The sequence below is a fragment of the Bacillus sp. cl96 genome (genome assembly GCF_900100505.1).
Lineage (GTDB): Bacteria > Bacillota > Bacilli > Bacillales > Bacillaceae_G > Bacillus_A > Bacillus_A cereus.
In genome coordinates, this window is record NZ_FNDM01000013.1 from 127,396 (window position 1) to 142,428 (window position 15,033).

Below are 15,033 nucleotides of genomic sequence, written 5' to 3' on the forward strand. Positions count from 1 at the left end.
AATAGCGGGATAAATAGTCGTAACTGTATACAAGCATAGAGGTTCTCACCTTTATGCTTGTGTATTCTTATCCAGCAAATTGTACAGCAGTATTTGCATGTAAAAAAGCAGTATCAAAAACGGGAACAGTAAGATCATTTTGGGAGATGAGTAAAGGTATTTCAGTGCAGCCTAATAATATACCTTCAGCACCGTTTTGAATTAATGATTTTGTAATTTGTAATAACCTTTTTTTAGATGTTTCTGAAATGATCCCTCTACTTAATTCATCTAATATGACATGGTGGATAAAAGTTCTTTCCTCGTCATTTGGGATAATTGTCTCAATGTTATATTTCGCTAATCGTGATTTATAGAAATCTTGCTCCATCGTTTGTTTTGTTCCTAATAGTCCGATACGTTTTATATTCTGTTCTACCATTTCTTTAGCACTTACATCACCAATGTGAAGAAGCGGGATAGATATTGCTTGTTCTACCTCCTCGGCAAATAGATGTACAGTATTTGAACACATTAATAAACATTCAGCCCCAGATTTTTCAACTTTCTTTGCAACTGTAACTAGTTCATTTTTCACTTCTTCATATTGATGGTTTTGTAATAAAGTAGTTACTTCACCAAAGTCCATACTATATAAAATTAGCTTCGCATTTTGATCGTATTGAGAGAGTGTAAGTGTATTAATATGTTTATAGTATAATGATGTAGATTCCCAACTTAATCCTCCAATCAAACCAATAACTTTCATAATGCATTCCTCCCGAAACGATTTTGAATTCATTATTTCATAATTCCGATAAGAATACAATGATTTAAACGTGCTATTTAATAAAAAATAAAAATAGTAAGAAAAGTGTTGAAATTTACATTCTTTAGTGCCATAATACGAATTACAAATTAATACTTATCCAGAGAGGTGGAGGGAACGGCCCTAAGAAACCTCAGCAACCCCTATGCAATTTTATAGGAAGGTGCTAATTCCGCAGAGGACACGATGTGTTTTTTGAAAGATAAGAGGATTCTTGAACGTGAAAGAAAATGACCTCTTATGTAAGAGGTCATTTTTTGTTGTATAGAAAGGGAGTGTCGATGCATAATTCATTTTTAAATTAAATATAGAGTAATAAAAGTTGACTAATATGAGAGGGGAATTGTCATGAATAAATTATCAACAAAGTTAGTAGTAGCAATCGGTATTGGAGCAGCATTATACGGGATATTAGGACTTTGGGGATTTTCTATTGCACCGAATACATTTATTAAACCAGCATTAGCTATATTAACTGTTTTTGGAGCATTATTTGGTCCAGTGGCAGGACTGTTAATCGGACTTATCGGTCATACCGTAACAGATACGATTGCTGGCTGGGGTATTTGGTGGGGCTGTTATCCTACCTTATTAAATTGTCCACTACACTAAGTTAAAAAGGAATTAAAAAACACAGTGATGTGTATTTTTTTTGCCCCAAAAAATTAACCTATCTTAAAAAATGTCCAGTATGGTAATATGTTAATTAAGATTATTTTTGGAAGTTATAGGGTAGTTTTAGAGAGGAGGAGAATTATGGATAGAATCACTGAATATAAGGGGTATTGGGGAAATAGTTATAAGAGAATTAGAGGAAATCTATTATATGAAGTAATGGTAGCTGGTATCACCAAAAGACATAATGATTTTTTATACATGATGGTTATGGGTACAAATGGAAAAGTTTATTTTGATACTTATAAATACCTAAATGAAGAACTAGGAGATGAGGGATTTAGCAAAAGAGAATTAGCACTTCGCGCTTTAAAGTTACTTTATTCATACATTGAGCTTTTTAATACAGAAATAAGATATTTAGATGTGGATGACAAGAAAAAATTTATAACTTTTCTGCAAGGCGGTCAAGGTATTGGACAATACATATCGTATGATTTTATGACTGTACGGAAGAATGATACTGTTAATTCTTATTTAGGAGTTTATAGAAAATTTTTTCGTTATTTAGGGATAAAAGGCAACGTATTTGAAGAACAAAGTGGGATAAAAAAAATTATAGGTAGTGGTAGTGCTTTTAACTCTAAAGCTAATGCAATAGAAGTACACAAATACTCAATGAACTTAAAGGAAGTTAAAACAACTATAGTCCCTAAATACATAAAATACACCGAATATTCAGAACTTATGAATTTAATTGAGGATAAATATACACTTCGAGAGAAGATTATAGTCAAATTAATGTATGAATATGGGCTTAGAATTGGTGAGGTTTTAGGTTTAACTTTAGAGGACATTCAAGGAGAACATATAACAAAACAAAAAGGTAGGTGCCGATTAATATTAAGGAATCGTTTTACAGATAAGCCTTGGCAATACGCAAAAGGTTGTTTGAAGATTATATCACGCAATAATTACACTAATGAGATTTATAATATAGAGGGTGGTGGTTTTCAAATTATTAATATTTCATCTAAAACATTTAATTTAATTCAAGAATATATTGATGAAACTACTTCTCCTTTTTCCCTGAGTGATAAAGCATATAAAAATCACTTGGAAAAAAATATAGCCGATAAAGTTAGTGAAATGGATATTGATAGAAATGCATACGTCTTTCTTAGTAAAAATTACACACCAATAGCTGGCGGAGCTTGGAATAGGATTATGAAAAACATTTTTCAACAAGTTGGGATCCAAATTGATAGAGGAAAGAAAACTGATAATCTTAACCATCGTTTTCGTCATGGTTTTGCAATGTTTAAGGTGTTACATGAAGGGTTTGATGAGATTAAATTAGCTTATGTTATGCGTCATTCAAATACTAACAGTGTGAGCGCATATTTTAATCCAACAGAAGATGACTTAATTGTTTTCGCTAGTAAGCAAGATAAGCTAACCAAGAGAGGTTTAAGGCTATGACAACAGCAACGAAGTCATTGAAATTTGATAAATTCCCAATTAAATTAAGTAAGACATTTAAAAAATATGTAGAAAATCATCTAAAAAATGAAGAGTTTAAATCTTTGTTTTGGCAATTTTTTGAGGATAGTTATTTAAATCAATGTCTTTCTGTATATGTTCGTAATTCAATTCGTTACAATTTGGAAAGATTCTTATACAGTATATTGAAAAATTACACTATCCAGCATTTTACTTGGAAACAATATTGTGTGAGTATGAAGTGTATTCGAGAATACAAGACTTGGAGTGATGTAACCAAGAGGATAGCAAGAATAATGTTGTCTGATTTATATCTTTACACTATAGAAAATAGACATTTAAATATGGTAGATTTTAAGGAACTAAAGGAAAATAAAGAATTTCTGATTCAGGAAGAACGAAGGACCACCTTAGGAAAAAATGAGTATTTCTTAGATCGAATTAGCACTAACTTTCCTCTGAATAGTTCACTAGACCAGCTGCACTTTATTCCGGAAGGTCAAATGATAACGAGAGATAATAAGAGTAGTAAAGCCAACATACTTAACTTAAATATTTCTAACAGTCAAATAAAATCCTTACTTATAGGGTTTTATCAAAGTGAAGAACAACAACCTCTTTTACTAAGGTATTTTTTATACTTGTTTCGTTATAGTTTAATGTCGATGAATAAGGAGCCGTATTTTATTGCTGATTTTACGTTCGAAGTTTTTAAAAAACAGTATCGATTTTATCAAAATCGAAGGCTTAATGAGTTAACTCTTTTATTTAATGAACAAAGTTATACACTTTCTCGATACCTTGTTCGATTTTATATGTACCTTTGCAAGGTTATAAAAGAGCAAGACATTCAACACAATATTTTCGAGGGAACGCTATACAACGAACACGTTTTAGGGAAAAATAGTTTCTCTGTTTACTATGAAAGAGGATATAAGTTAATTCATTATAATCCTTTTGAAGAGGTACCGTTTGAAAATAGATGGCAGCTAATACCTTCTGATGGTTATGCAAATACTTCTAAAAATAGGCCGTGCGGTATTGATTTTTTACAAATTAAAGATAAGTCTCTTCGTGAAGACTTAAAAGCTTATGCTTGGAAACAAACTAGTATGTCGGTCAGAACGATGGCAAGAAATATTTATACGCTCATTGAATTTTTGAATTTTATCTCTAGCTATAAACAATTCAACAAAGTTGATGAGAATGTCTATGTGAATGCGGATTTGCTGGAACAATGGTGTTTCTATATAGGTGGTAAAGAAACAAATACACATACAGTAAATACTTATGTAAAGGCATGTAGGAGCTTTTTGAAATTTTATAAAAATAAATATCAAATTCCGATCTTGTTAATCGATATGCTTAAGCAAAAACCTCAAGATTATGATGGTGGAAATCCAATGACTAAACATGATATCAATTCATTTTCTAAAAAGTTTCAAGAAAAAAGGTCACAGAGTATTATGGGAGAACTTTGTTATATAATTTTTAATTTGGCCACTACTACTAAAATTCGTTTGGGGGAAATATTCAATTTAGAAAGAGACTGTATTTTAGAGAAATATGAGCAAGCTGGTGTAATTCAATACTATTCAAAGGGAACTGGTAATCAAAAGATTAAATTGACTCTAACAATTGAAAAAATTAATCTTATTGAAAAGGCCATAAGTCTCACAGAAAATGCATATAGTCAAGCTAGTACAGATATTAAAAAATATATATTTGTGAAAGAAGATGACCAAGTAAAAGGGAGGATCATAGATTTTACTTGGCAATTTTGGAATGCTTTTTCTAAGAATCAAAAAGAATTGGAAGGACAGCTTGATGGTAAATATCGTCCTTATAATCTTCGATCTACTTTTATAAATAATATATATACCGAAGGTATAAATGATAAAATACCAACTTCTGTGATCGTTCAAATGTCTGGAAATAGTATTCATACAGCTAAGAAGTATTATCGTAAAGCTACGGAAGTTCAAACATATGCTGAAATTTTTGCAGGAGTTACGGTTTCATCAGTTGATGTATATGGGAACATCTTGGAAGAAAAAGATGTTGAAGATCTTAATCCAGTAGAAGATGGACTTGGTGGATGTAATCAAAGAGGTTGTGTAATTGAAGAGGAACAATACGAATGTCTCATTTGTCCTCATTTTGCTACTACCGCCAATAGAATACCGTTATTTAAGAAACACATAACAACGCTAAAAACACTAAAAGAAAGTACATTAAATAGCCAAGAACGAGGGATGATCGAAGCACAACTTAAATTATATACAGCCTATTATGTAAAACTACTTGAAAAAATTGGGGGTGGACAAGATGGAGCAAAAGCTTAAATCTTTAGAAGAATTACCAACTTATAAAAATGTAAGAGCAGAACTTATCAATTTAAATTTTAAAAAAATTGTGGATTTTTCTGTAACTCCTAATATAAATTTTGCAAATGATATATGGGAATTTAATGAATTTAAAAGGTTTTCAAATGAGAATTGGGCATATCATTATGATTTTACCCAATTAGATACAACATATAAAAATTATGCTAAATATATGATTTTAAGAGAGTTATTTAATAGACACCTTCGTTTTACAACTGTAAAGAAAAGATTCTATTATATTAGAGATTTCATTTATCATTTATCTAATCATTATATGTACTATCCTAATCTTATTGATGCTTCTTTTCTTAAAGGATTTTTAGCTAATGCACCATCTGAACGGAATTTAGCAGATAAAAAACAGGCTATTAAGACGTTTTTGTTGGAGATAGAACTTAGAGTACCTGATGTTAATTTTTCAGATTGTTATAAATATCTTAATAAACATGACAGTAGGAAAATTAAAATTGAGAGAGAACAAGGGAAACATAAATTTGTTCCGCTGGATATACACAACAAAATAATTTCTCTTGCTATTCAAGATTTAAGAAATGAAAATTTACTCATTACTCAACGTGCAGCTGCGTGTATGATTGTTTTATTAGCCGACACTGGAATGCGTATCGGTGAATTCAGAATCTTAGAAATAGGTATGTTAGATGAAATAGGAGTTAAAGGTGAGTATGAAGTCTTTTATTATCTTAACTTTAAAACTTACAAAACAGTAAAAGAAAAAAAGTATAAATGGACTAGAAGTTTTATAACAGAAAATGCCTTGCTAGCATATAGAACGCTAACGGAAATATACAAAGAAAGAAGGAAAACACAATATTTATTTGTAAACGATAAGGGGAAAGAAGTGTCAAAAAGTTTATTACGTATGCGTCTAGTACAATTTTTTTATCGACATCAAAATCAATTACAGCTCGATAAAATTATCGATTACGATGTAAGTCAATTCTCTGTGACGCGAAAGAGAAACTACAAATCGCTAAAGTTTGTTCCAGATGATGAAATGGATAAAGATATATACTATGTTACTTTTCATCAATATCGAGTTATATTAGCTACAATTTTATACAATAAAGGTTTTCATCTAGACTTTATTCGCCAACATATGAACCATTTAACTGAAGAAATGACTCAACATTATATTAGATTTAACGAGATAAAAAAAATAGAGATAAATGCGATTGAAACGTTGAAAAAGAGGTCCACAAAGGATGGTTTGACACTTAATACAAATATAAATGACATCTCTGATAAATATATAATAGAAGAACTTCGAACTGAAGAATATCAAGAAGTGTATAATCAAATAAATAAATTTTTGAAAAAAAACAAACTGAATATTTTCACAGATATAGAAGAAATCGTATCTAAGCTTTCAAGAACTAATACCCCGATTGCGGATACAGAATTAGGTATATGTGCGAAGTCCTTCAATAAATTATGTGAACGTAATCAATATATATCAAGTATTAATGATGCTTATTATCTTGGTGTTCAGATTCATTCGTTAGAAGAATTACCATTCTCGTTAAAGCGATTTCAAGAAAAAGCGAGTATCGTTGCATATAATGAAAAATTGTACGAGAAAAACAAAAAATATCGTAATGAACTTGAAAGAGAATTAAAAGGTATCAAAAAGTATATTGAACGAAAATTGAATCCCGAATTAATGTTACTTAAAGATGAAATAAGGTCTGGAGGGATTTGTGACAAATATCCTGAATTGGAAAGTATTATAGGGAATATTAATGATATTGAAAAGGAAGTGAAAAAATGGAGCGCGAAAGCATTATAGCTGCAACTCAGGAACATTTAAAACAGTTTAATTTAGGTGATTTAAGTCTTTATAAGGAAAGTACTCGAGAACAATTTATCACGATTGAACAATATTTCTTAGAAACCGAAGAACGAATTAACAAAACGCTCAAAGAAATTAAGTCGATAAACTTAAATATTCGTGGGATATGTAAGGCAATAAGTATTTCCAAAAGTACTGTTTATAACAATCCCAATACATTGCGTTTATATATTGAAAAACGTATTGATGATATTGAAAAGCAAGATTTATTATCAAAAAATAAAGAAAGAAAAACTCAGGAACGAATGTCAGAACTTGAAAACTTTATTGATAAAGCCATTATAGACCAAATAGAATTCAATAATTTGAAAGTACATAATGGATACTTGCAAGCTGAGGTTCATCGACTTGCCGAAAAGAATAAATTATTGGACTTGGAACGTGCAGAACTTGTAAAAAAAATAAATGATCTGGAATTAGAACTTAGGCAATTACGAAATAAAAAAGGAACTGTCGTTTCATTTACTCAGGATAATATTTAACTTATTTAGTCAATTTTACGATTTATAACCACATTTGTATTATCCATTAAATTGACACTACCTGTTCATTATGTTCTTGTTCATCTATTTGTGTGCTGGTTGATAAAACATCATTTATAATCATTTGTAAATGAAGCCATCCATCTTTTGTAGAAACAAGAATTTTATTGTTATGTTCACGAAATACACCAATACTTTGAATTGGTTGAGGATATTCTGTTCTTTCAGCACTTAATATTCGGATTTTTTCATTATAATGATTAAATGCCAAAGCTCCTTGTGGATACCCAGCGCGAATAGTGCGGAGTATGGATTCTATATCCTGTTCCCAATTTACAAAATAATCTTCTTCTTTTGGTTGACTATAATAGGTTCGATTAGACAATAACTGCAATTTTGAAGTGAAATCATTGTTTTTAATTTTTTGAAGAACTTGTTTTAGTAAAATAATGGATTGTTTAAAATGTGTCTCTCGAATTTCTAAAGCCGTTTCAGTCCCTGACATCACAACTGGCAATTGAGCTAAAATAGGACCAGCATCAATCTCTGGTACAACTTGGATACATGAAACACCACCTTCTTTTTCTCCATTTTTAGCCATCCAGAAAAAAGGTGCTAATCCAGCATACCTAGGTAATGGGCTTGGATGAAAATTTATAGTATCTTCTTTTGGGATAGATAAAATATCTTCTTTTAAGATTTTTTGGTAATTAGCAATAATAAAATAGTCAGCATTATAATTTTTTAATAATTCTATTGTGTTAGAATAATTCAGTTTATCCGGTCGTAACACGGGAATTCCAATGTCTTTGGCTTCTTTTTCTAAATCAACTTGATCAGGTTCTCCAATATAATAAGAACATAACTTTCCTTCGGGACTAGTTACAAGAGCCTCTACAGAAATAGAAGGCTCTTGTATTAATTCCTGAAGAAACGGTAAACCAAATTTCGAATTTACTTCTGAGAATAAAATGACTTTAGTTACAGGTTGGATCATTCAGACCACCACTTACCATGAACTATTTTAGATTGCCAAGCCATAGTATCAAACATAGCGTATCCTGGTTGAACTGGTAATTGCTGAGCACCTGACAATTGATCAAGTTCTGTAATAGCTAATGCTAATCGCTCTGCTAAAACACCTTCTGCAAGCGGTGGGCATCCAGCAAAAATAGGCATTCTCTCTAAGTCGATAAACCAATGATCTAACATTTCTTTACTTGGATATGAAGGCATTTCAGGGATAAGGCGTTCCATAAGTCTTTTAATAACCTCTGGAGTCATTGTAGCATCTTCGGGAATTCCATATACTTCTTCGATAGGCATAGAATCTTTTGTGTATTTATAAATATATGTACCATGCGCAACTGTAGGGACTTTTAACATGAATTTACAGCGATCTGATTTTCGAAAAGCACGATGTAATGCATATCGATTACGAATTTCGTAAAAATCCATCTGGTCTAAAACGTAATCACAATCCTTCATAAACTCCTCAGCACTTTCAGGAGTAATTCCCTCTGGATATACCTCTATGTTTACATCTTTCGTAAGATTGTAAGTCATTTCAGCAACAACTTCAGCTTTATTTTTTCCTAGATGATCCAGATCAGCACCCATTTGTCTATTCATATTCGAAACATCAAATGAATCTGGATCTGCAAGTTTTAGATTTCTTACTCCCATTCTAACAAGACGTGTAGCAAGTGCTCCTCCAATACCACCAGTTCCTGCAATTCCAACAACAGCATCGCGTAGTTTTTTCTGTCTTTGTACTTGTTCTTCCTCGGTACTGCCTAGCCATCCAAGGCTTCGGTTTACGCGTTCCCAATACATTTCGTTATCAAATGCTTCAGATTTGTACATAAGTCTTTCGTTTTGCTTCAACATAATAAATTTCCTCCTTAAGTGTTTTTACTTTCAATGTAATGATAAAATAAAATTATCTTAATAATCTATCGATTTCGTTTTTATCAAATCGTTTAAGGAGAGAACATTAATATGGGAATTGAAATTATATTTCCTCCGTATATAGCAAATAACAAAGAAACGCTGTTACAACGCATTCAATTTTCTTTTTCACCTTTGAATGAAATGTTTCGAAGCATGCATGTATTAAACAATCCAAAACATCACGGGATTCACTTACCATGGGTTATTGAAGCTAAAAAAAACTTAACAAATGAAATGCAAAAGGATCTACAATATTTTAATCTATGTTTTGAACTAGGAGTTCCACCCACGCTACTTCCTGGAATCTACAAATCTGTATTCACAATTGAAGAGGAGATAGAATTACTTGCTAAAAAATTAACTGTTAAAAATGCTCGTAAGATTCTACATGAGTTAACACTTGTCTTTGAACACAGGGAGAATCGATTTATACCTAGTTTAGCTAAAGGAATTGAATGGACAGATTTTACTTTCAGTAATAAGAGTAATATACTCGAAGATTTAAAGAGGCGACCAACCTTTGTATTCCGTAGGTTGCTTAATTTTCTAACAGATTATTATCAAATAATTTTCTCGGCTATATGGGAAGATTTAAAGAGTGAATTATTAAATGAAATTGTAGAACAAACTACCTTACTCAAAACAAAAGGGTTTTCAGCATTTATTGCTTCCTTATCCTCAGAGCGCATTTCTTGGATTGATAATAAAAATAAATTGTATCTTCACAAACCATTTAAAACAATTTATCAGATGAAAAGTGATGAATCTATTATTTTTATGCCTAGTTATTTTGTTTGGCCTCATTTTTTTGTAGACGAAATAAAAGAGGGGGTTGTTATTGTTTATGATTCTTCAGTAGCAAGAGAACAGGCATTCCCAGAGCAACCTATTGAAAAAATGGTAGATATTTATCGAGCTTTAGGGGAGCCTTCTAGGTTGCAAATTTTGAGGATATTACAGGAACGTTCATTAACAACGCAATCTTTGGCACAAATTTGCCATTTGAGCGAGGGGGGCCGTTTCTAGGCATCTTCAAGTACTAAAAAAAGCAAAGTTAGTTACCAGTAAAAAAGATGGGAAATATGTATTATATAAAAGTCAAAAAAATATTATTCAAATTCTTTCAAAGTTAATTATGGAAGCCACGGTAACCTAATGTAACACAATATTAATTATTGCTGTATTAGAAACACTAGGTAATGGTACGCAAGTAAATATCAAAATTTAATTTCAAAACATAAATGATATGTTCAAAAGATGGTATGAAAAAATTAGATGTAATTATATAAAGTTATAATCAGTGGGTCGATCATAAACTTTATAGGCGAAATAATTTAGATTTTTTATTGAATAATAGTTTCTTCAGATAAAGAAAAAACATTGGAAAAGAATGCACTATATATTAAAGCGTGTACTTTTTGTCCCGACATTTTTAGGCATGAAATATCGGTTATTTTTGTTTGTTATGTATTAAAGTAAATCCTTGAAAGGAAGTAAACTTATGGATTGGTTAGAAAGAATGAATAATGCATTAGAATACATCGAAAATAGCTTGGATGAAGACATAGATTATAAGAAAATTGCAAAGGCAGCTAGTTGCTCTGAGTTTCATTTCTCCAGGATGTTTTCATCAATTTCAGGTGTATCACTTTCAGAATATATTAGACGAAGACGATTAACTCTTGCAGCATTTGAAATTCAAAAAGGTGATATTCGAATTATTGATGCAGCTATTAAATATGGTTATGTTTCTTCTGATGCTTTCTCGCGTGCTTTTAAAAAAATGCATGGAATAACTCCTTCTAACGCTCGTAATAAAGGAGTACAGTTAAAAGCTTTTCCGAGAATTTCCTTTCAAATTTCGATAAAAGGAGATACCGAGATGGAGTACAGGATTGAAAACCTTGATTTTGAACTAAGAATTGTAGGTAAAAGTAAGCGCGTAAAGACAAGCAGTGCTTTTAAAAAAATTCCTACACTTTGGAACAATGCGAAAAAAGATGGCTTTATGCAAGAATTGATAGATATGTCATGGGAAGATCCAAAATGCAAACTGGAAAGTCTTTTGGGGGTTTGCGGAAAAGATGCTGCTATAACAGATGAAGAGTTTTCCTATTTTATGGGGGTAAGATACGATGGAGAAGTACCAGCTGATATGGAAACCCTTGTTATTCCTGTAAGTACATGGGCAGTTTTCCCGAACATAGTGGATGCATGGAAACGCTTGTACTCCGAGTGGGTCCCAACCTCTAAGTATGAACTTGCAAATTTACCATGTATAGAATGCTATTACGGTCCAAAACATAAACCAAGGCATGAACTTTGGGTTCCTGTTATACCAAAATAAAATTAGTGTTATTTTCCACCCGTTGAAATAATAAATTTAAATTAGGGATATTAAATATTATTGATATATAAGAATGGATATGATACGAATTTTTAATATTGAATCCTTGCTAAAAAAATTACCAATCATAACAAAAGCATACTTCAAGTAATGCTTTTGTTATGATTCATTTTTCGTATGAAGACCGACTGTTTCCGAGCCTTCTTCAATTGACCAAGACATTATATATAATGCACCTCCACATCTAGATGTTACAAATAAATATAGCTGGGATAGCACCACATACTCTGGGGTAATTGACTAGAAGGAGTACCAGTAGCATTTTGAAAAAAAAACAAGCTAAGAGCATACAAGATTTTATACAGTTTTTCGGCTCATTTAGTTACAAAGGAGAACCCTAAAACTGAGTCAGGGGAGGGGGGATAAAATATGCATAGAATTATAGAAAAGGTGAATCACTTGTGAGAGTAAGGGGATGCCTTTTTCCTTGCTACTGATAATAGGACGTTATGTTCACTTCACATGTATATAATATAAAGGAAAAATTTTCTTATAAGCGTATTATCTAAGTGATACAATTAGGAAAAGGGAGGTATATGTATGGAAAAAGGTTCTATAAGAAGAATATTCCTGAAGGAATGGACGTTTACTCTGGTACTGATAGCAATTTTCCTTAATGTTTATATCAAAAAAACAGGTATAACACACATTTCCCTTCTCAAATTACTGTTTATTCCGATTATCTTTATCGTTGCTCATTTCATAGATAAGAAATTTGCAAAGTATGCAAGTTAAGCATAGGGGGGGGCACCAACATTTCACGAATTTTGTAGGTTAAGGCATAACGTAGTCATTGATTGAAAATATTTCGTAGGATTTTATAAATACAGAAACCCACGAGGAATATTCTTTAAAGGAGTTTGATTACTTTATGTTAAGAGGATGGATAAATAAGGTGAAAGAACCTGGATGCATTCATAAATATAACTTTATTAAAACTCAAGATAGTGAAAATTTTAAAACAGGACAGATCGGTACAGCTAGTTTTTATAAGTGTGAAAAGTGTGGAAAAGAAAAGATTGAATATAAATATAACAGTGATATAAATAGTGACTATTGGAATTTATAAGGTAAATTGTTTAATGAAACGGAGATTTACTAATATTAATTATTCGCTATCCGAAAATGAGATCGGAAAATACAGCTACGACTAAACTGTTTGACTGGTTGATGAATATGCCAAATATGCTTACGGTGTAGATCCACCTGATCATACTCGTCTACGTCGTCTAGTCTCTAAAGCCTTTACACCACGTATGATAGAGGATCTTCGTCCCCGTATTCAGCAAATTACCGACGAATTGTTGGTTGCTGTACAGGAACAAAGAAAGATGGAAATTATTTCAGATTTTGCTTACCCACTACCCATTATTGTTATTTCAGAGATGCTTGGGATTCCCGCCACTGATCGAAACCGGTTCCGTGAATGGACCAAGGTACTCATGAACGCCTCTGTGAATCCTAGTGAAGGAGCCGCAGTTACAACAACACTTGAAAAATTTATTCAATACATCGAGGCACTAGTTAACGAAAAGCGCCTAAATCCTGATGCTGATTTGATAAGCGAGCTCGTACAAACAAAAGAGCAAGAAGACAAGTTGAGTAATAACGAGCTTCTCTCGACAATTTGGCTGCTCATTATCGCTGGACATGAAACGACAGTTAATCTAATCAGTAATGGTCTACTGGCATTACTTCAACATCCCGAACAAATGAATTTAATAAGGGAAAACCCTTCCCTTATTCCTTCCGCTGTTGACGAACTATTACGCCATTCCGGCCCAGTTATGTTTATTAGCCGTCTTGCTAGTGAAGATATGACAATACACGGAAAGAGGATTCCCAAAGGTGATTTAGTTCTACTCTCTCTAACTGCTGCAAATATTGATCCACAGAAATTTACTTATCCGGAAACATTGAATATTTCACGAGAAGAAAATAATCATTTAGCCTTTGGGGCTGGTATACATCACTGTTTGGGAGCTCCATTAGCACGTTTAGAAGGACAAATTGCATTAGGTACTTTGCTACAGCGGCTTCCTAACCTTCGCCTAGCAATCAAACCGGATCAATTAAATTATAATCATAGTAAAATTCGTTCTCTTGTTAATCTGCCAGTTGTTTTCTGACCTATAATTACAATGGACTTAAGCTGTTTTTGATTTTTTGTCGAAAAAATTTTTTAGCACCTTCAGAACGAACTTTTTGTTAATTTGTAGCAAAAAGTTCTTTTTTCATTTTGGGGTAAATCTGAATTCTTAAGTTGATGGGCATTGGGCATGGAGGAGTACCACATCGCCATCACCCTCAGAAAACAAGTCCTCAAAACGATAAATAAGCTTTTTCGTTACAAGAAAGCCTAAAAATTTCATTCTGAGAGTGTAATAAAAATTTACCCTGATGGGTATTTGGTTCTATTTTTACTATACATCTCTACATTTTAGAGAATGTTCACAGCTGTAATTTTGCAGGTTGAAATAGCAAATCTAACAATTGTAGTTGGATTTATAGGTAAAGTACCTAGAACTATACCGAGACCCGTTTGTTCCACATTAAAATCTGCTGCAATAGAACCAGTACTTGCTAAAAGATTCACTGTAGAACCAATAAGCGTATCTAGTAATTCCCTAATTGGTCGTTCACGACAATCACATTCGCATCCTATGTCTACTGGTGGAAGTAATGTTATAGATGGTCCTGGCGGTAAAAAACCTACCCCTGTTACATCAGAAATATTGACTACATAGGATGTGGAACCATCTGTAACTGTTACTAAGAAATCATTTACGGAAGTAATAGTAAATAAAAAGAAAAGTGGTGGAGTGTTTGGTGCATCCGCAATAGTGCCAAGAAGCACTGTTTCCCCAATAAGTTGTTGTAAAACATTCTGCATAGGTAAAACGCAGCAATCACAAAGGCAACTTTCAGTTGAGCCTGTTGGACCTGTTACTCCAGTTGGACCTGTTACTCCAGTTGGACCTGTTACTCCAGTTGGACCTGTTACTCCA

The 15,033-nt window shown here is 32.2% G+C and carries 11 protein-coding genes, 3 pseudogenes and 1 riboswitch; of the genes and pseudogenes, 10 read left to right on the top strand and 4 right to left on the bottom strand.

The window, feature by feature from the left end; genetic code table 11:
• Positions 1-67: 67 nt before the first annotated feature.
• Positions 68-748, bottom strand: a complete 681-nt coding sequence (locus BLT20_RS24010) for an aspartate/glutamate racemase family protein (RefSeq protein ID WP_000864372.1) — start codon at positions 746-748, stop codon at positions 68-70.
• Between the two features lie 153 nt (positions 749-901).
• Positions 902-1,017: riboswitch (SAM riboswitch) on the top strand.
• Between the two features lie 139 nt (positions 1,018-1,156).
• Between BLT20_RS24010 and BLT20_RS24015 the strand changes: the two are divergent.
• The 5 genes and pseudogenes from BLT20_RS24015 to BLT20_RS24035 form a co-directional block, all read left to right on the top strand.
• Positions 1,157-1,384 (top strand): annotated as a pseudogene (locus tag BLT20_RS24015) (ECF-type riboflavin transporter substrate-binding protein); the annotation flags it as partial.
• 180 nt (positions 1,385-1,564) lie between these two features.
• The gene (locus BLT20_RS24020; protein WP_073340023.1) at positions 1,565-2,905 is read left to right on the top strand and encodes a tyrosine-type recombinase/integrase; all 1,341 of its coding nucleotides are present in this window, start codon (positions 1,565-1,567) and stop codon (positions 2,903-2,905) included.
• The gene (locus BLT20_RS24025; protein ID WP_073340026.1) at positions 2,902-5,271 is read left to right on the top strand and encodes a tyrosine-type recombinase/integrase; all 2,370 of its coding nucleotides are present in this window, start codon (positions 2,902-2,904) and stop codon (positions 5,269-5,271) included. The genes BLT20_RS24020 and BLT20_RS24025 overlap by 4 nt, the downstream gene beginning before the upstream one ends.
• Positions 5,255-7,120: a tyrosine-type recombinase/integrase gene (locus BLT20_RS24030; RefSeq protein ID WP_000435847.1), complete on the top strand. Its 1,866-nt coding sequence runs from the start codon at positions 5,255-5,257 to the stop codon at positions 7,118-7,120. The genes BLT20_RS24025 and BLT20_RS24030 overlap by 17 nt, the downstream gene beginning before the upstream one ends.
• Positions 7,099-7,665, top strand: coding sequence for a hypothetical protein (locus tag BLT20_RS24035; protein ID WP_000439131.1), 567 nt, complete (start codon positions 7,099-7,101; stop codon positions 7,663-7,665). Before BLT20_RS24030 ends, BLT20_RS24035 begins: the two co-directional genes overlap by 22 nt.
• A 46-nt stretch (positions 7,666-7,711) precedes the next feature.
• Here BLT20_RS24035 and BLT20_RS24040 read toward each other — a convergent pair whose 3' ends face one another.
• On the bottom strand, positions 7,712-8,662 hold the full coding sequence (locus BLT20_RS24040) for a methionyl-tRNA formyltransferase (protein WP_000615896.1): 951 nt from the start codon (positions 8,660-8,662) through the stop codon (positions 7,712-7,714).
• Entirely contained in the window at positions 8,659-9,555 is an 897-nt protein-coding gene (locus tag BLT20_RS24045) for a ThiF family adenylyltransferase (RefSeq protein ID WP_000917709.1), read from the bottom strand. The genes BLT20_RS24040 and BLT20_RS24045 overlap by 4 nt, the downstream gene beginning before the upstream one ends.
• Before the next feature lie 111 nt (positions 9,556-9,666).
• On the opposite strand from BLT20_RS24045, the gene BLT20_RS24050 reads away from it, so the two are divergent.
• From BLT20_RS24050 to BLT20_RS24070, 5 genes and pseudogenes are all read left to right on the top strand, one after another.
• On the top strand, positions 9,667-10,644 hold the full coding sequence (locus tag BLT20_RS24050) for an ArsR/SmtB family transcription factor (RefSeq protein ID WP_002026792.1): 978 nt from the start codon (positions 9,667-9,669) through the stop codon (positions 10,642-10,644).
• Between the two features lie 475 nt (positions 10,645-11,119).
• Positions 11,120-11,965 (top strand): AraC family transcriptional regulator, encoded by an 846-nt coding sequence (locus tag BLT20_RS24055; protein ID WP_000383874.1) that lies wholly within the window; start codon positions 11,120-11,122, stop codon positions 11,963-11,965.
• 600 nt (positions 11,966-12,565) lie between these two features.
• On the top strand, positions 12,566-12,760 hold the full coding sequence (locus tag BLT20_RS24060; protein ID WP_000410780.1) for a hypothetical protein: 195 nt from the start codon (positions 12,566-12,568) through the stop codon (positions 12,758-12,760).
• A 136-nt stretch (positions 12,761-12,896) separates the two neighbouring features.
• On the top strand, positions 12,897-13,094 hold the full coding sequence (locus tag BLT20_RS24065) for a hypothetical protein (RefSeq protein ID WP_000943882.1): 198 nt from the start codon (positions 12,897-12,899) through the stop codon (positions 13,092-13,094).
• A 65-nt stretch (positions 13,095-13,159) separates the two neighbouring features.
• A pseudogene (locus tag BLT20_RS24070) lies at positions 13,160-14,154 on the top strand (cytochrome P450); the annotation flags it as partial.
• Positions 14,155-14,465: 311 nt separating this feature from the next.
• Here BLT20_RS24070 and BLT20_RS24075 read toward each other — a convergent pair.
• Positions 14,466-15,033: pseudogene (locus BLT20_RS24075) on the bottom strand (bclA protein); the annotation flags it as partial.